At 35.7% G+C, this 17,632-nt stretch carries 15 protein-coding genes and 5 tRNA genes; 16 read left to right on the top strand and 4 right to left on the bottom strand.

Going from position 1 to position 17,632, the window contains the following annotated elements; all coding sequences use genetic code 11:
* Positions 1 to 573: 573 nt before the first annotated feature.
* Positions 574 to 3,276, top strand: a complete 2,703-nt coding sequence (locus tag ACQ76T_RS13565) for a TonB-dependent receptor (protein WP_431343842.1) — start codon at positions 574 to 576, stop codon at positions 3,274 to 3,276.
* Between the two features lie 51 nt (positions 3,277 to 3,327).
* Here ACQ76T_RS13565 and ACQ76T_RS13560 read toward each other — a convergent pair whose 3' ends face one another.
* On the bottom strand, positions 3,328 to 3,825 hold the full coding sequence (locus ACQ76T_RS13560; protein WP_431343841.1) for a DinB family protein: 498 nt from the start codon (positions 3,823 to 3,825) through the stop codon (positions 3,328 to 3,330).
* A gap of 187 nt (positions 3,826 to 4,012) precedes the next feature.
* Between ACQ76T_RS13560 and ACQ76T_RS13555 the strand changes: the two genes are divergently transcribed.
* The 9 genes from ACQ76T_RS13555 (at position 4,013) to ACQ76T_RS13515 (ending at position 14,061) form a co-directional block, all read left to right on the top strand.
* On the top strand, positions 4,013 to 4,912 hold the full coding sequence (locus tag ACQ76T_RS13555) for a GLPGLI family protein (protein WP_431343840.1): 900 nt from the start codon (positions 4,013 to 4,015) through the stop codon (positions 4,910 to 4,912).
* Positions 4,913 to 5,144: 232 nt separating this feature from the next.
* Positions 5,145 to 5,456, top strand: a complete 312-nt coding sequence (locus tag ACQ76T_RS13550) for a hypothetical protein (protein ID WP_431343839.1) — start codon at positions 5,145 to 5,147, stop codon at positions 5,454 to 5,456.
* Between the two features lie 107 nt (positions 5,457 to 5,563).
* The gene (locus tag ACQ76T_RS13545; protein ID WP_422695355.1) at positions 5,564 to 5,818 is read left to right on the top strand and encodes a FeoA family protein; all 255 of its coding nucleotides are present in this window, start codon (positions 5,564 to 5,566) and stop codon (positions 5,816 to 5,818) included.
* On the top strand, positions 5,818 to 7,851 hold the full coding sequence (gene feoB / locus ACQ76T_RS13540; protein ID WP_431343838.1) for a ferrous iron transport protein B: 2,034 nt from the start codon (positions 5,818 to 5,820) through the stop codon (positions 7,849 to 7,851). The genes ACQ76T_RS13545 and feoB overlap by 1 nt, the downstream gene beginning before the upstream one ends.
* 218 nt (positions 7,852 to 8,069) lie before the next feature.
* Positions 8,070 to 9,086 carry a DUF4421 family protein gene (locus ACQ76T_RS13535; RefSeq protein ID WP_431343837.1) on the top strand — a complete coding sequence of 339 codons (1,017 nt, stop codon included), beginning with the start codon at positions 8,070 to 8,072 and terminating at the stop codon, positions 9,084 to 9,086.
* A 72-nt stretch (positions 9,087 to 9,158) separates the two neighbouring features.
* Positions 9,159 to 10,541, top strand: coding sequence for a phosphoglucosamine mutase (glmM, locus tag ACQ76T_RS13530; RefSeq protein WP_431343836.1), 1,383 nt, complete (start codon positions 9,159 to 9,161; stop codon positions 10,539 to 10,541).
* 50 nt (positions 10,542 to 10,591) lie between these two features.
* Positions 10,592 to 11,173 (top strand): Crp/Fnr family transcriptional regulator, encoded by a 582-nt coding sequence (locus ACQ76T_RS13525; RefSeq protein ID WP_431343835.1) that lies wholly within the window; start codon positions 10,592 to 10,594, stop codon positions 11,171 to 11,173.
* A gap of 328 nt (positions 11,174 to 11,501) precedes the next feature.
* The gene (locus tag ACQ76T_RS13520; protein ID WP_431343834.1) at positions 11,502 to 12,470 is read left to right on the top strand and encodes a quinone oxidoreductase family protein; all 969 of its coding nucleotides are present in this window, start codon (positions 11,502 to 11,504) and stop codon (positions 12,468 to 12,470) included.
* A gap of 208 nt (positions 12,471 to 12,678) precedes the next feature.
* The gene (locus ACQ76T_RS13515) at positions 12,679 to 14,061 is read left to right on the top strand and encodes a tetratricopeptide repeat protein (protein WP_431343833.1); all 1,383 of its coding nucleotides are present in this window, start codon (positions 12,679 to 12,681) and stop codon (positions 14,059 to 14,061) included.
* Positions 14,062 to 14,166: 105 nt separating this feature from the next.
* Here the strand turns inward: ACQ76T_RS13515 and ACQ76T_RS13510 are convergent, their stop codons facing one another.
* The 3 genes from ACQ76T_RS13510 to ACQ76T_RS13500 all read right to left on the bottom strand — a co-directional run bounded on the left by ACQ76T_RS13510 (position 14,167) and on the right by ACQ76T_RS13500 (position 16,124).
* A complete protein-coding gene (locus tag ACQ76T_RS13510; protein ID WP_431343832.1) occupies positions 14,167 to 15,045 on the bottom strand; it encodes a DMT family transporter in 879 nt (292 codons plus the stop codon).
* Positions 15,032 to 15,685 (bottom strand): leucyl/phenylalanyl-tRNA--protein transferase, encoded by a 654-nt coding sequence (aat, locus tag ACQ76T_RS13505; RefSeq protein WP_431343831.1) that lies wholly within the window; start codon positions 15,683 to 15,685, stop codon positions 15,032 to 15,034. The genes ACQ76T_RS13510 and aat overlap by 14 nt, the downstream gene beginning before the upstream one ends.
* 61 nt (positions 15,686 to 15,746) lie before the next feature.
* Positions 15,747 to 16,124 (bottom strand): DUF3127 domain-containing protein, encoded by a 378-nt coding sequence (locus ACQ76T_RS13500; RefSeq protein ID WP_431343830.1) that lies wholly within the window; start codon positions 16,122 to 16,124, stop codon positions 15,747 to 15,749.
* A gap of 179 nt (positions 16,125 to 16,303) precedes the next feature.
* Between ACQ76T_RS13500 and ACQ76T_RS13495 the strand changes: the two genes are divergently transcribed.
* The 6 genes from ACQ76T_RS13495 (at position 16,304) to ACQ76T_RS13470 (ending at position 17,631) form a co-directional block, all read left to right on the top strand.
* Positions 16,304 to 16,385, top strand: a tRNA-Leu gene (locus tag ACQ76T_RS13495).
* A gap of 4 nt (positions 16,386 to 16,389) precedes the next feature.
* A tRNA-Gly gene (locus ACQ76T_RS13490) sits at positions 16,390 to 16,465 on the top strand.
* Positions 16,466 to 16,471: 6 nt separating this feature from the next.
* Positions 16,472 to 16,555, top strand: a tRNA-Leu gene (locus ACQ76T_RS13485).
* 111 nt (positions 16,556 to 16,666) lie between these two features.
* Positions 16,667 to 16,748 (top strand) — tRNA-Leu (locus tag ACQ76T_RS13480).
* An 82-nt stretch (positions 16,749 to 16,830) separates the two neighbouring features.
* Positions 16,831 to 16,914 (top strand) — tRNA-Leu (locus ACQ76T_RS13475).
* A gap of 540 nt (positions 16,915 to 17,454) precedes the next feature.
* The gene (locus ACQ76T_RS13470) at positions 17,455 to 17,631 is read left to right on the top strand and encodes a hypothetical protein (protein WP_431343829.1); all 177 of its coding nucleotides are present in this window, start codon (positions 17,455 to 17,457) and stop codon (positions 17,629 to 17,631) included.
* Position 17,632 lies beyond the last annotated feature (1 nt).

Raw genomic sequence — 17,632 nt, 5'->3', positions numbered from 1 at the left:
CCCTCTGTTTAGTTTTTTTTCATTGATGATTCAAATCAGGATTTATAATTTAGTCTAAATAAAAATTTTAGTGTTTCTGTTTATTAATGACATTTTGATTTTGAGTTGAAATGATTCAAAAAAACAGCTTGTAGCTTAACGGTAGGGCACAAACAGAAATTAATTAGATATTAATTTACGATTCTACGAATGTATTATTTTTATTTAATTGCCCCAATTTTAATTAATACAATAAATCTATTGATATCATTCAAAATGCATAGAAACAGGTATCAATTAATTCTTAAAATTTTAAAACACTTTTTGGTGTGCTATTAAATTTCTGTAAATTTGTCTGTTATAATTATTTTGGAAATCTTTTTTGAAATTCACAGACTTTTTAAAGAACTTTTATTGTGTAGCACCATCTTCATGAAAACCATCTTTTTTTGAATGCACACAGTTTTTTTCCACCATTCCAAAAATATAACTATTTTTATAGTGATATTGATTTAACTTTTCGTTCTAAAACAGATCTTTAAAAAAAGTGTAACGAAATGTTATAAATAAGAACTAATTGATCAAATAATAAGTATGAAAAAGAATTTTTCTTTATTTCTGATGCTTTTCTTTACTGTGCTTACTTTTGCGCAGAAAACGGTTTCAGGAAAAATCACTGACGACGACGGAGTTGCCATTCCTAGCGCCAGTGTTACGATTGAAGAGCCTGGTAAAGATGCTATTTTAGCCTATGGGATTACCAATTCTAAAGGAGAATATAAAGTGACCTTTACTTCGGGAGAATCCAATGTAGATCTTAAAGTAAAAGCCTTCAACCAGAAACCTCTTACCAAACAAATCAGCAACAGTGATCAGACGCTGAACTTTAAAATGCAGTCTGAAGCTACAGAAATTAAAGAAGTTCAGCTGAAAACAAAAATGATTACGGCCAGAGGAGATACAATTTCTTACGATCTTAAGGCATTCAACAATAAAAATGACAGAACCCTTGCGGATGTAATGAAGAAAATTCCGGGAATTGAGGTAAATACTGACGGAACCATTCTTTATCAGGGAAATGCCATTAATAAATTCTACGTCAATGGAAAAGATCTTATGGAAGGAGGATATGGAACGATCAACAATTCACTTCCGAAAGATGCCGTACAGAAAGTAGAAGTTCTGGAAAATCACCAGCCTGTAAAAATTCTACAGGACAAAGTGCCTTCTGATCAGGCAGCGATCAACATCAAGCTTAAAAACTCCGTTACCATGACAGGAAGAGGAGAATTAGGAACCGGTTTCGGAGATCCGTGGCTTTGGAATGTAAAGCTTACCCCAATGTTTTTCGGGCAGAAAAGCCAATGGGTAGTTAACTATAAAACCAATAATGTGGGTGAGCAAGTGGAAAATGAAGGAAATATTTTAGCTTTCGGAAACAGGTTTGAAGGAAAAAGAATCAATGCTTCTCAAAATGACTGGCTGAATGTAGAAAGTGGAAATGCACCCAATCTTCCGGTAAAGAGATATCTGATGAATAGTGTTCATTACCTGTCAGCCAATTATCTTACTAATATTGATAAGAAAAAAGAGTGGGAACTTAAAGCTAACGCAAATTACACCAATAATGCGGTAGAGAGAGAATCTTATAGTCAAATTGATTATTTTGGAGGGAGCTCAAACATCATAAAAATCCTAAACAACTTTTATACAGATAAAGCAAAAGGAGAGTTGATATTTACAAAGAATGCTAAAAAAGGATTCTTTAAAAATACCACAAGTTTCTCCCAATATTGGAATGCCGACAGAGGAATTGTTGGAAGAACAGATGTGAAAAGTGGTGTACAGAGAAATGCAAATGAAGGAGTTGAATCTCCAACAACATCATTCCAGAATTCACTAAGTACAATTATCCCTTGGAAGGAGAAAATGGTAAATCTTTTATCATATGTAAGTTACCAGACAGACAGACAGACTTTAGAAGTTTCTCCTTCATCTTATTTGGATATCCCTGGATTTACGCCGGTAGCAAATACAGAATTTGCCACGCAGAGTTTAAGACTTAAAACTTTTGAAGCCAATCATTCTGCTAATATTGGTTTTTCTACCAAAGGATGGACATTTACTCCTGAAGTTGGATTTAATTTTAAAAGCACAGCTCTTCTTTCAGATCTGTCGAATATAAGAGCAATTCCATCTACCAATCCTAATATTCAAGATCCCAAGCCAGAGGCCTATAGTAATGATTTAAATTACACCACTGCCACACCATACGGAAGTTTAGGAATAAATTATAAAAGTGAATCATGGATGATATATGCCAATCTTCCGGTAAACTCAAATAATATTAAAGCGGAAGACCCACTAAGACTTGTTTCAAAATCGGTAAATAAAGTAACATTTGAGCCTAACATTTTTGCACAATATTCATTTGCTTCATTCTGGAAAGCGTCCGTAAATGGGAATATTAATAATAATTTTGGTGAAATAAATACAGCATATTCAGGATTTTTAATGACTTCTCCCGGTGGAATCAGTGCGATGGATGTTAACAACCCTATTCCTCAGAATAACAATAAATCTGCGGGAACAAGAATCGAGTACAGAAATCCATTGAATAATTTATTCTTCAATATTAATTACAGATATTCTGATGCCAAGAGAAACTTAATTGCAAATCCTGAAATCAATGGAGCCGGATATACCATAATGAAATATAAAGAACAGGATAATCATGTGTTAAATAACGGATATAATGTTGAAGTAGGAAAATATTTTCCAAAGTTTAAAACAAATGCTTCCATTAGCTATAGTAACAATACTACAGAATCTGATGCATTTTTTAATGATAAATCCTATACTAATAAAAACATTGGTCAGTCATTTGGTCTTAAATTCAATAACACCTATTTCAGTTGGATGAGTGTTGATTATAATGCAAGTCTTACTAGAACAAAACAGACAAGTATTGGAGAAGTAAACTCTAATGCTACCAGAACAGGATTTACTCATAATTTAGGGGTTTTCTTTTATCCTATGGAGAGTCATACTATTGGATTTAATTGGGATCAGGTCAATACAAATGCGGCAGGTCAAAAATATCATAATGGATTCTATGATGTGTCATATCAGTTTACCTGGGTTAAAAAGAAAATTGATTTTGAATTAAAATGGATGAACATCGCCAACAAAAAAGTTTTCGAAACTTACGATATTAATACTATAAATATTACATATACGAGATATCAGCTCCGTCCAAGTCAGGTTATGTTTACCGTAAAATTCAACTTTAAATAAAAACAAAACCAATCCAGAAGGATTGGTTTTTTGTTGAGATATCATGATGCTTTAAAAGCTTTGCTGATCAGCGGATGGGCCATAACTTCCCGGTAAAGGAATATTGTTCAGCCGGTAATATACACCCAGTTGTGCTCGGTGATGGGTAATCTGATTCAAAGCATGGCGGATTGCCCCGTATTTAGTCCAGCTTGCTAGCTCATGACCGTCATTTTTAATGGTCCAACTTGGATCCAATTCATCTTCTGTGGCTTTTTCCAAGGCCTCTTTACCTGCCTCATAGCTGTCATCTAGCTTTTTTAACAGATCTTCTTTGGTGGAAAGAATAGTAGGTTTGTAGTCTCCTTTACCGAAATCAAGCTCGGAAGTATTTAAAATGGTATTAGGCCATTCAAAAACTTCCACCAAATGAGTCGCAAGAGGCATCATTTTCATGCTTTTTTCATGAGGGGCATACTCATTTTTCCCTTCTGGGAAAAGGTCAATAAACTTTTTTGTGGTTTTAAATTCTCCCTCCAATTCGGATTTTAATTGAGATAAGGTATCCATAATATTTTGTTTTTTAGGAACTTAAAGTTAGGCGTTTTAAATCTGAAAATGTTTTAACAAAATCATAATTTTTTTAGAAGCATAGATGGTCGTGATAGCAAAGAAAAAATCGTAGAAAAATAAAATTTTAAAAAAATCTGTAACAAAACAGCAAGTATGATTACTTATTATATAAACTTCTGAAACAATGAAAAAGCTATTCTCAATATTTCTTATTGCTCTTTTTGCCTTAGCGGGGGCACAGGAATCCAAAGAAACGGCTAACCGTTTCTTCTATGAATTGACTTTTAAACCGAAGAAAGATTCGACAAGATTAGATAAAATAATTACCATTCTTGATATAACTCCAAAGAAATCAATTTATCAGGATTACACAATGCCAGCTCAGGATTCTATCATTAAAATACAGATAGAAGAAATGGAAAAGACCAAATCATTTAAGGACATGAGTAAAATGATAAAATGGCCTAAGTTTTCCTATAAAATAATCAAGAACTATCCAGACATGAAAGTACAATATGTGGATAGAATCAGTAGAAACTTATTCTCATATGAAGACGATCCGAAACTGCAATGGAATATTTTTCCGGAAAAACAAAAAGTAGGTGAATATAATGCTCAGAAAGCTACGACAGAATTTGGAGGAAGAAAATGGACAGCATGGTTTAGCTCAGATATCCCTTTTCAGGATGGACCTTACAAGTTCAAAGGACTTCCAGGGTTAATTGTAAAAATTGAAGATGATGACAAAAACTATTCATGGCAATTAAGTGGTAACAAGAAAATAGAGAATTACGACGAATTATCATATGCGGATAAGATCAATGCCAAAATGGGAATGACTAGTAACACGGTAACACCTACCACAAAAGAAAAATTCCTGAAATCTTATGAAGGATACAAAGCAGATCCTTTTGCAGAATCAAGACCTTACATGACGGCAGAAACAATGAGCAAACCAATGCCCGGAACAGATGGAACAGTAGGGGATTTCATGAAGAGATTGGAAAAACAGGTAAAAGATTTCTTTGGATCCAACGATAATCCAATAGAAAAAGATCAGGCAACTGATAAAAAGAAAAAATAAGCATTCATATCAACTAAATTATATTTTGAATCAACCCAGATACAGCAATGTATTTGGGTTGATTTCTTTTTATTGAAAATGTTCTATTACTGATTAGAAAATATTGAAAATAAACTATATTTTGAGCTGGTATTTTAAAATAAGCGCTGTTTTTTTTAATTTAAATAACGAAAATTTGATTTTGTTATTTTTCATTATATGTTTGTTTTACAACAATCTAAAATATTATACAATGAAAAAAATTATTTTTACGGTGTTATTAACCACGTCTGTAATGTTATTTGCGAACACTGAAGAGCCAAAAGTAAAAACAACTTTTCCTAAACAAGAAGGAAAAGTTTTAGTTGAAAAGAAAGATGTAAAAGAAGAGAAAAAAGTAATCAAAATTGAAAGTGCTAGAACCATGAATCCCTTTCAGGAATGTGTTTCCAATAATTCAATGTCTATTTCCTTAATGTATCTATCAATGGGAATACCTACTACAGACGGTTTTGCTGAAGCAGTGGCAACAGTGAGCTGCATAGCTAGTTTTGGTGGCCTATAACTAAATATATACAAAGCGATTTATAAGGTTCAGGAAGTTTTCTTTCTGAATCTTGTTATTTAGATTAAATTTAAATAGCGTATATTTGCAAGACTAAAAATTAGGCTTTGAAAGAGAAAGGATTACATAAATTAAGTGGATTCCCTAAAAACAAAATGGGGAAGATATTGGGATATGATAATGACCATCTGAAAATGCCCAATAAAATCATTGAAATGGGGCTTCTTCCGGAGACCGTTTTCAGGATTTTGTATCAGGCTCCCTTCAATGGGCCTATGTATGTGGAATTTGGAATTGAAAAAAGCCGAATTGCTCTTCGTGAGGAAGAAGGAGATTATATCATTGTTGAAGAATTGAATTAATGCAGGAAAACAAGAAAAAACAGATACTTTTAGTCGGAAATCCCAATGTAGGAAAATCTACTGTTTTCAATACACTTTGCAACAAAAAGCAGAAAACTGGGAACTATGCCGGCGTTACCGTTGCCAGCCATTCAGGGAACTACGTATATAAAAACGAAGAGGTTGAAGTCATAGACCTTCCGGGTTCTTACAGTCTATATCCCAGCTCAGAAGATGAAGCTATTTTTTCGAAATATCTTATTGATGAACAGAAAAACTATGCAGGAGTTGTTTACATTCTTGAAGCATTAAGTTTAAAAAGAGGTCTTTTGCTTTTCCAGCAGATCCAGGACCTTGGTATTCCTATGATTTTGATTGTTAACCAGATTGATCAGGCAGAAAGAAGAGGAATTACCATTGATATTCAGAAGTTTTCAGAAGCTCTGGGTATTACAATCATTCAAACCAATGCCAAAGAACAGATTGGTATTGATGAAGTAAGAGAAGCAATTTATAATACTGCATTTGTAAAAGCAGAAAAACTAACTTTTGAAACTCCCAACGAACATAAAGATTTCATCAAAAAACTGGCGTCACACAAAGGTTTTGATAATGAATATAAAGCATGGATGAGCCTCTCATTAGGGACAGATCTTGGCAGAATAGCTTCTGTCATGGAAGAAATCAATGAAGCTGAAACCAAGAGTTTGGTTCCTAAAAGATTACAGGTTCAGGAGACCGTCAGAAGATATCAGAATGTAGATAAAATATTGGAAGACGTAATTTCTAAGAAAGCACAGTTCAAAGAATTATTGACAGAGAAGCTTGATAAAGTTTTGGTGCACAAATTCTGGGGCTATGTTGTATTTTTAGGCATACTCCTGGTTATTTTCCAGAGTGTATTTTTCCTTGCAGAATATCCAATGAACTGGATTGAAAGTTCATTCTCATGGCTTGCCGCATTTACAGGAGAACATCTTCCTGAAGGACCGGTCAATTCATTGATCTCTAATGGGATCATTCCCGGAATTGGAGGAATTGTCGTATTTGCACCACAGATCGGTATTTTACTCTATTTCCTTTATTTATTGGAAGATTCCGGATACATGGCAAGAGTTGTTTTTCTTATGGACAGAATTCTTCGTCCATTCGGATTAAACGGGAAAAGTATCGTTCCATTGGTTTCAGGGACAGCCTGTGCCATTCCCGCTGTTATTTCTACGAGGAATATTGAAAACGTTAAAGAAAGATTGCTGACCATTCTTGTGACACCATTTATGACGTGCTCAGCGAGGCTTCCGGTGTACAGTATCATTATTGGTCTGATTATTTCTGAAGGTACATTTTTAGGTATAAAATACAAAGCCCTTGTTTTGATGGGAATGTATCTTCTTGGATTTCTGGTTGCATTGTTTTCTGCTGCTATTCTTAAAGGCTTCATTAAAAATAAAGGAAAAACTTACCTTGTAATGGATCTCCCTACATACAAGAAACCCCTTTTTGCGTATGATTTAAAAATGGTTTTAGGTAAAGTTTGGGATTTCATTACCGGAGCAGGTAAAATCATATTTATTGTAAGTATCATCATTTGGTTCTTAAGTTATTTTGGACCTAAACAAAAGCCGACGGAATTTGTGGCGACCAACGTACACCTGGATCATTCTTATCTGGCAAAAATGGGTAAAGGAATAGAGCCTGTGATTGCTCCGTTGGGATACGACTGGAAGATGGGAGTAGGAATCCTTACCAGCTTCGTAGCAAGAGAAGTTTTTGTAGGAACAATGTCTACCCTATATAGTTTGGAAGATGACGCACCGGAAGTAAAGGTGATTGATAAAATGAGAAGAGATGTAAAACCAAATGGAGAAAAAGTGTTCAGCTTTGCAACAGGAATTTCCGTTCTTTTGTTTTACGCATTTGCAATGCAGTGTGTTTCTACACTAGCAGTAGTCTACAGAGAAACCAAAAGTTGGAAATGGACCGGCTTTCAGGTGGTTATGATGACAGGTTTGGCATATTTTGTGTCGATGATAGTATATCAGATTTTAAAGTAATGAACTCATCACTAATTTTTCAGTACGTACTTATTCTATTAATTGTAGCATTTGCCTGTTACTCTTTATTTAAAGTACTTAGAAAGAATTTTGCTCCGAAAAAATTCAGTTCCAAAAGAACAAACTGTGATAAAGATTGCGGTTGTTCTTAATATGGAGGGCAGCGGATAATTGAAAAAAATGTAGTATTTTCATTTTTTTAATGTAAAATATCCGGTTTGAGTATTCCAAAAGCGATATTCACTTTATTGTTTTTATCATGGGCTTTCCCTGCGAAAGCTCAAAACGATACCGCTACTATCAAATCTTATGCGGAACAGGTCATGATTCGTGTGAATCTCGACACCAATATTGAGAATTATACCTTTTCGGAAGGAAAATATAAAGATGCAGGGAAAACCGTCTTTTCTATCAACAACAAAGTCAAAACATCTGTTTCACTTGATTATAAAATCATAAGTGCCACTTTATCATTTGCCCCAAAGTTTTTACAGGGCAATGATAGTGAAGAGCTTAAAGGAAGCAGTTCTTATACAGATTTCAGTTTCAGGCTTTTCCCCAAAAGATTTATTCAGAATCTTTATTATAAAAATGTAAAAGGATTTTATCTTGAAAACATGAAAGATCTTTTCCCTAGCTGGCAGGAAGGAAGAGATCAGTATATGCAGTTCCCAGATCTTCGGGTACAAAGCTTCGGAGGTTCCACCTCGTATATTCTTAATAAAAATTTTTCTGCAAAAAGCATTTACACCCAGGGAGAATGGCAGTCCAAAAGCAGTGGCAGCTGGGTCCCGTTTCTCGATTATGATATTACGATCTTTAGAAATACAATTGATGGTATAAAGAGCAAAGAAACTCAATATACAGTAGGAGGAAATATCGGGTACTTTTACAACTGGGTAATCGGAAAGAATGTAAATATTTCCCCCAATCTTGCTTTAGGAGTGGGAGGTAAATTCTCTCATTACCACGATGTACTGGATACCCATGCCAGTGAAAACGCTCAATATGTAACCATAAGAATGGAGGGGGGCCTTCACATTGGCTATAATACCGACCGTTTTTTGTTTGGAGGTAAAATGAATTTCAGTGCCTATGCTTATGATCAGAAAAACAATCAGACCATAGAAAATAATAACATCTATGGCTTGCTCTATATAGGCTATCGTTTTGCTCCTCCGAAGGTTGTAAAAAACACCTACGATAAAATCCAAAAAAAGATTCCTGTTCTATAAGGTGAAGAGTCTTTTAAGTATATTTGCTCAGGAAAATTTAGAAACAAAAAACAATAAAATACAAAAAACATAATGTCGTTAATAAAATCTATTTCAGGTATTCGCGGAACTATTGGCGGAAAAGTAAACGATAACTTAACGCCGCTTGACGTGGTAAAATTCGCGTCAGCATTCGGAACCTGGCTTCAGAATAATAAAAATAAAAAAGATCTTACCCTTGTAATTGGTAGAGATGCAAGAATATCAGGACAAATGGTGTCTTCATTAGTAACAGCTACCCTTCAGGGATTGGGAATCAACGTTGTTGATCTGGGGCTTTCTACAACGCCAACTGTTGAAATAATGGTTCCTGAACTGAAAGCAGACGGAGGAATTATCCTTACTGCTTCTCACAACCCAAAACAATGGAACGCTCTTAAACTTTTAAACGAAAAAGGAGAATTCATCAGCGGTGAAAACGGAGCAGATGTATTGGCTTTAGCAGAAAGTGAGGATTTCAATTATGCCGAAGTTGATGATCTTGGAAAATATGAGACCAGAGATGATGCATTTGACATTCACATTCAGCAGATTCTTGACCTTCCAATGGTAGATGTGGAAGCCATTAAAGCTAAAAACTTCAAAGTAGTGTTGGATGCGGTGAACTCTACAGGGGGTATTGCCATTCCCATGCTTTTAGATAAGTTAGGGTGTGAGACCATCAGGCTGTACTGCGAGCCAACAGGTCATTTTCCACACAATCCGGAGCCTTTAAAAGAACATTTGGGTGATATCTGTGAATTGGTGAAAAAAGAAAATGCAAACCTTGGAATAGTAGTAGATCCTGATGTAGACAGATTAGCTTTGATTGATGAAAAAGGCGAAATGTTTGGGGAAGAATATACACTGGTTGCTGTTGCAGATTACTTATTGAAGCACAAAAACGGAGCCGCTATTTCCAATCTTTCTTCCAGCCGTGCTTTAAGAGACGTTGCTAAAACTCACAATTCAGAATATTTTGCCAGTGCGGTAGGAGAAGTAAACGTGGTAACCCTGATGAAAGATAAAAACGCAGTAATCGGAGGCGAAGGTAACGGAGGTATTATCTACCCTGAATTACATTATGGTAGAGACTCTTTAGTAGGAGTTGCTTTATTTTTAACCCATTTGGCTAAAGAAAATAAAACTGTTTCAGAAATGAGAGCAGGATACCCTAGCTATTTCATGGGAAAAAAGAAAATAGAACTTACACCGGAAATTGATGTAGATGCTATTTTAAGCAAAATGGAACAGGAATATCAGAACGAAGAAGTTTCCACTGTAGACGGTGTGAAAATAGATTTTGAAAACAATTGGGTACACCTTAGAAAATCCAATACAGAACCGATCATCAGAATTTACACAGAAGCCCAATCTCAGGAAGAGGCAGATCAATTAGGAGATGATATCATTGCTAAGATTAAAAGTTTAATCTAAATAAATTATAAGAACGGAGCCCATAAAGTTCCGTTCTTTTGTATACCGGAATGTTTGAACATATAAAAGACCAGTTCCCTTTTCCAAAACATAAATGGAGGAAATTCCTGAGCAGTTTTGAACGCATGGAAGTTCCTGCAAAAACCCTGCTTTTAAAAGAAGGAGAAATCTCATATAGTGCTTATCACATTGAACAAGGAATCGTAAGAGCCTGGTATAACAACGACGGAAAAGACGTTACTTTCCAGTTTTTTTTGGAAAACACCATGTTTTCGTCTCTTGAAAGCTTTAAAAAAGGACTTCCCAGTATGGTATCCTTCGAAACCATAGAACCTTGTGTCTTGTATAAAATCAATAAACCGGATGTTGAAACTTTTCTTGAAGAAGTGTATGAAAATCGCGAATTGAGAAGCCTTTTTATGGACGCTCTTTTCGAAAGGATTTTTGATTATATGAAACATTTCTTCTCATTCATCAAAGATTCCCCACAACAAAGATATTTAAATCTGGTTCAACAAAAACCGGAGATTATCAAAAGAGTTCCTCAACATTACATTGCTTCCTACCTTGGGATTACCACTGTGCATCTCAGCCGAATCAAAAGCAAGATATTGAGGGAGAGATTGGAGTAGGCTGGAAGGTGTAGGTTTAAAAAGAGGCTGTATCAATTCTAATTCGTCTTAAACGCAACGTTCACAAAGAATAATAGGTATTGTTGAATACGATCGCAAAGGCGTTTCACTCAGCGATGATCGTACTTTACTAAACGAAGTGCTTTTACGAACAAATAATAATCGTAATATAATATCATATTTACCTAGCGATCTCTGCGTTTTTAACTCTATTATCAGGGGTATAAACCTCCCGCTTCCCATTTCTATTTCCCTTTCCGAAAACTGATAACAAATGTTATCGTTTCCCAACTTTCATCCTGAATACATTTGTATAAAATTTAAAACAATGAAAGCAGCAGTCGTATTTAAAAAAGGAAATGCTCCTCAATATGCAGACTTCCCGGAACCGGAAGTACAGGAAAATGAAGTTTTAGTCTCAGTACAAGCAGCCTCTATCAAAAATCTGGACAGAGCCAGGGCGGGAGGAAATCACTATTCTGCAGAAAACCAGGAACATCAGCCGACAGTTATTGGTTCGGATGGAGTAGGGTATCTTGAAAATGGAGATAAGGTTTATTTCTTCAGTAAAAAAGGGACTGTAGCAGAAAAAGCGGTGGCCGACAGGAAAATGCTTGTTTCAATTCCAGAAAATCTGGACTTTTCTATAGCTGCGGCATTACCCAATGCCGTAATGGGCTCCGCAATGGCATTAAAGTTCAAAGCAGGAATACAGCCGGGAAATACCATTATGATTAATGGAGCAACGGGAATTACAGGGAAAATAGCCGTTCAGATTGCCAGATTGTACGGAGCAAAAAAAATAATTGTTACCGGAAGAAACGAAGAATCACTGCAGTCTCTTCTCACGTTGGGGGCAGATGAAGCGGTTTCTCTTCAGTTAAGTGATGATGATTTTAAACAGAAGATCAAAGAAATCCATAAAGAAACACCTGTTGATATTATTGTAGATTATATCTGGGGACATTCTGTAGAAATGATATTATCTGCCTTTAAAGGAGACGGAACTTTTTCCCATAAGACCAAACTTATCAATATTGGAGGTATGAGTGGAGATACCATTCAGCTCTCTTCTCAAATTTTGAGGGGTACAGATATTCAGATCTCAGGTTCAGGATTGGGGAGCTGGACAAAAGAAGAGTCAGCACTTCTCTTTTCAGAAATTATCCCGGAAATGTTTCAGGCGGCTGTGAACGGGAAGGTTAAAATGGAAACACAGGATGTGGAGATTAAAAATATCGAATCAATATGGAATGCTGAGATGCAAACTGGAAAAAGACTTGTTATAAGAATTTAATCTTAATTTTCCTTTTTTTATCCACAATCCTTTTATCGGTTTTCTTTTTTTACTATTTTTATAATAGAAATTTATGAAATGGAAAATTCAAAAAAAAGTTGCAACTTTGCATAAATATTTGAATATCAGTTTCAGATGTATTATTAATTAAAAAGTTTGCCGAGGTCTGCAAGCAAATTCAGACATCTGGCCGACAAAGAGGACACTATTGGAAGAGTATTTTGGAAATGAACTTGTAAAAAAGTTCGAGGAAATGATGGAAAACAATGACGAATTCTACTTCGATACCGAAGAGCTGGAAGATATCATTGTTTATTATTTGGAGCTTGGTGATTTTAATTACGCCGATATGGCTGTGAATTATGGACTGAAGCTTCATCCCAATTCATTGGATATCAAGATCAAAAAACTTGAAATTCTTCTGGAATGGGAAGAATATAATACGGCAAAAAACCTTATCAATGAGCTGAAAGGTTCCTCTATGGAAAATACAGACTTTTTGGTATGCTACGCCAAGTATTATTCGAGCTTAGGAAACCCTAGAAAATCCATTGAAATCTGTAAAAAAGCTTTGACATTAGAAGAGGAGGAAAACTTCCTTCACAACTTTATTGCAGATGAATATGTGAATCTCGGAGATCCTTTTAACGCTCTTAAACACTACAGAAAAGCACTGAAAGAAGATCCTACGGACGAATATGCCCTGGAGAACTGTATGGTGTGTTTCAGCGACCTGAATAAGAGCGAGGAGGCTATTGCCTTTCTTAATGAATATTTAGACGAATTCTCCTATTCTGAAACCGCTTGGTTTGAATACGGACAGTTCTATTTCAACAGAAAAAATTATGACGAAGCCATAAGAGGGTATGATTATCTGTTGGCTATCAACTCCAGCTCTGTAGGGGTATATGCGAATAAAGCAGCCTGTTATGAGGCATTAGGGCAATATCAGAAAGCCATTGATACCTATGAGGAAATGCTTGAGTTAGAATACACAAAAGCATTTACCTATTATAAGATCGGGCTTTGTAATAAAGCTTTAAAACAGCCCATTCTTGCCTTAAATTCTTTCCAGAAATCATTGAGAGAAGACCCTCAGTTTTATCTTGCGATGATGGAACAGTCTTATCTTTATGAAGAAATGGGAGGGATGTCTGAAGCTTTGCATTATGCTAAAGAAGCAACCCAGCTGAATGAAAACAATCTTGACTATCAGAAAAGATTAGCTTTCTTATTCATAGATTCAGGGAAATTTGAAGAAAGTCTTTCCTGTCTTAAAAAGTTGGTAGATGCAGAACCGTCAAGATTTTACAACTGGTATGCCTACTCGGAAGTATTGATGCTTGTTGGAGAATATGAAGATGCCGTAACTGTTTTAAACAGTGCTATAAAGCATCATTACAGAGCAGAACTGTTTTATCAGCTGAGCAACTGCTATTTCCACCTGAAAGATCAGGAAAAAGGAGTAGAATCACTTCAGAAAGCTTTGGATCTGGATCCGTCTTTAGTGAAGGATATGCAGAAAAAATATCCATTCATAAAGGATGAAGTGAAAAAGGTTAAAGCCAGCAAAGTGAAGAAAAAGAATTAGATTAATCTAAAAATAACTGAAAAACCTGCAATTTTGCAGGTTTTTTTATTGATAGGATTGTTGAAAAATAAAACCGTTATACATTAATTTTCATTGACGATCATCTTATTTTTTTGGATTTGTTCTTAAAAATATAAGTCCTCCAATAATAATTCCTGCTCCTATAAATTGCAGATAGGTAAGCCTTTCGCCATCTACTATTCCCCAGATTATTGCAACGATGGGCATTACTAATGTCACTGTAGAGGCAAAAAGTGGAGTGGAAACTTTCAGTAAGCGGTAATTCATCATCATAGCCAGCCCGGTTCCAAAAATAGAAAGTAAGCTTACAAACATAAGTCCCAGCATATTATCCTTGGAAAAACTGAATTCAGAAAAGAAGCCTGTACCCACCAAAGCAATTAAGGACGGAAGAAATAGAACAAATGAGAAAACGAAAGCAGACAAAACTGTGGAAGAGACCTCCATCAGTTTAGATTTTACAGTCGTTGTACTCAGTGCATAGCAAAAAGTGGCTAGTAACAGCAGTACTATCGGAATCATTTTAAGCTCTCCGCTGTCTCCGCCTCCAAAAGCAAGAATACAGACTCCTGTAAAGCTTATGAATGTCCCTATAATTTGTTTTTTAGTAGTTTCGAACTTCCATATCAGTGCCCCCACAATAATCACGAAAATAGGCATCATAGAGTTGATAATTCCCGCAATGCTGCTGCTAATTTCTGTTTCAGCAATCGGAAACAGAAACATGGGAATGAAATTTCCGGTAAAAGCTGCCAGAATGAGCCATTTCAAATGCTTTTTAGGGAAAAGTTTATAATTGGAGATCGCAATAGGAAGTAAAATAATTCCGGCAATAAGTACTCTTAAAGAACCAACCTGAAAAGGATTGAAATGTTCCAGCGATTTTTTAATGAGTATAAATGAAGATCCCCAAATAATACTCAAAATCACAAGAAGTATCCATTTTTCTTTATCTGCGTTCATTGTTTTCGTGTAAGATTTTTAAAAATTCTTTTTTGGAAATCATTCTCGCTCCTAAACTTTCTAAATGTTCTGTATGAGATTGACAATCAATTAATTCAATATTCTCTTTGTGGCTTTCAACAAAATGAATAAAACCTGCTTTCGAGGCATTACTTACCTTGGCAAACATGCTTTCACCACAAAACATGTTACCGATCTGCAGTCCATAAAAACCTCCAACAAGCTCACCGTTTTGCCATACTTCAATACTTTTGGCGAGGCCATATTTGTGAAGCTGTATGAAAGACTCCATCAGCTCATCAGAAAGCCAGGTTCCCGTTTGCCCTTTCCTGTTAACCTGCTGACAGTTTTTAATAACTTCCCTGAAATTCTTATTTTCTGAGAAGGTAAAAACATTTCTGTTCAGTATTTTTCTCATGGATTTTGAAACTTTAAGTTCTTCCGGGAAAAGAACAAATCTGGGATCGGGGCACCACCAAAGGATCTCTTCATCAGGATTGTACCAGGGGAAAATACCCAGCTGATAAGCAAACCAAATACGTTCTACAGACAGATCGCCTCCGAAGGCAACCAGCCCATCATGCCCATCATACAGTTCAGGATCGGGAAATGAAATCTCGTTTTCGTCTAGTCGGACCATTTTTTAGAAAAAAAATCCCACTTCAAAAAGCAGGATTTATATTTTGATCTTTATTCTTTAATTAAAAAGGTAAATCATCGTCGTCGTCTCCGGCAAACGGATTTTCATTAGAAACCGGAGAAGCAGAATGCTGAGGCATAGCCTGAGTAGGTTCTGAAGAAATATCAGAAACTTTCTCTACTCTCCATCCTGTAATAGAGTTGAAATACTTCGTTTCACCTTGTGGAGAAACCCATTCTCTTCCTCTGATATTGATTCCGATCTTTACGTTTTCTCCTTCTTTAATGTTATCTAATAAACTGATTTTATCAGACAAAAATTCTATGTTTATCGGCTGTGGATACTGTTCCTGGGTCAAAATAACCATTTCTCTTTTTTGAAACCCGCTCGCAAATGTTTGAGCATCAAAAAGTTTCTTTACCGTTCCTTGTAATTCCATATCGTAAATATTAACGATGTAAAAATAAGAAAATGAAATGTAATAAAAGGTGCCGTGAAAAAAAAATGTAGAAAATTTAATTTTTTTTCTGGAAAAGTTTGGAGATAAAGGAAAATGTTCTATATTTGCACTCACAAAAACGAAGCAAGCTCTTTAAAACTTACAATATAAAAAAACCAGCGGATGTGGTGTAATTGGTAGCCACGCCAGACTTAGGATCTGGTGCCGTGAGGCGTGGGGGTTCGAGTCCCTTCATCCGCACTATGCGAAAATAGCTCAGCTGGTAGAGCACAACCTTGCCAAGGTTGGGGTCGCGGGTTCGAATCCCGTTTTTCGCTCCACACCATGCCCTGGTGGTGGAACTGGTAGACACGCAGGACTTAAAATCCTGTGCCTCTTTTGGCGTGCGGGTTCAAGTCCCGCCCGGGGTACAAGACCCTCTGTAATATCTTACGGAGGGTTTTTTATTTTAAATAGAGACTGTTCTCTAAATAAAATACCTTATATTTGTAAGAAATACAGTGATAAACTGTAAAAAATCAGCGGATGTGGTGTAATTGGTAGCCACGCCAGACTTAGGATCTGGTGCCGTGAGGCGTGGGGGTTCGAGTCCCTTCATCCGCACAAAGCGAAAAAACATACTTTGTCGAAGTTGTTTTAGAAGGTTGGAACCTCGGTTCGAATCTTTTTTTTCGCCCTACACCATGCCCTGGTGGTGGAACTGGTAGACACGCAGGACTTAAAATCCTGTGTCCGTAAGGACGTACGGGTTCAAGTCCCGTCTGGGGTACTAAAGCCTTCTGTAATCCAATTATAGAAGGTTTTTTTATGCCCCAAAATTACAGATCAATCACAAATCGAAGTTCTGTCTACTTTCGTTTTTAAGCTAATAAGGAATTTCTGTGTCTTTATATAGGGGCTCTTCCCACCGAAACGGCTCATTTCTCCTCCATTCATTATGTAAGCTTGATTATAATGTAAAATTAAGTAATGTCCGCCTTTTAAATAAATTTTAACACGTCAAGTTCCGTCGTTTTCCACACTGATATTTGCAATAGGAAAACACGGAAAATGAAACTCAAAATCAAAGTTTAAGATAGGCATCTAATGTGGATATAATCTAAAAAAGTAAGTCATTCTGGTAAAAAGAATTCACATAACTTAACCTAATAAAAACCAAAACAAAGCACAGATAATGTTGACATAGAAGGCAGCGAATGTGGAGCGTGTTATTCAGGTTAATCCAAATCAGGAACAATATCAAGCTCTTAAACTCAAACTTTGTTTAGATTTTCAAGTGTAACTTTTATTAACCTTAAAATTTTAGACAATGAATTACGAGAATTATTATAATGATTTCGATGATTTTGATGAAGAAAGCAAAACGGAACTGCTGGCTTCATCGGGCTTCCTGATTTCCAATACAAATTTTCTAAACAAAACATTACAGTACGATAGTAAAATATCTAAATCTAAACCTTTGGATTCAGACCTCTCCGATTGGTAAA

Source organism: Chryseobacterium sp. JK1, assembly GCF_050632815.1.
GTDB lineage: Bacteria > Bacteroidota > Bacteroidia > Flavobacteriales > Weeksellaceae > Chryseobacterium.
Note: the sequence above shows the minus strand (reverse complement) of the source record. Positions and strands in the feature narration are given on the sequence as shown.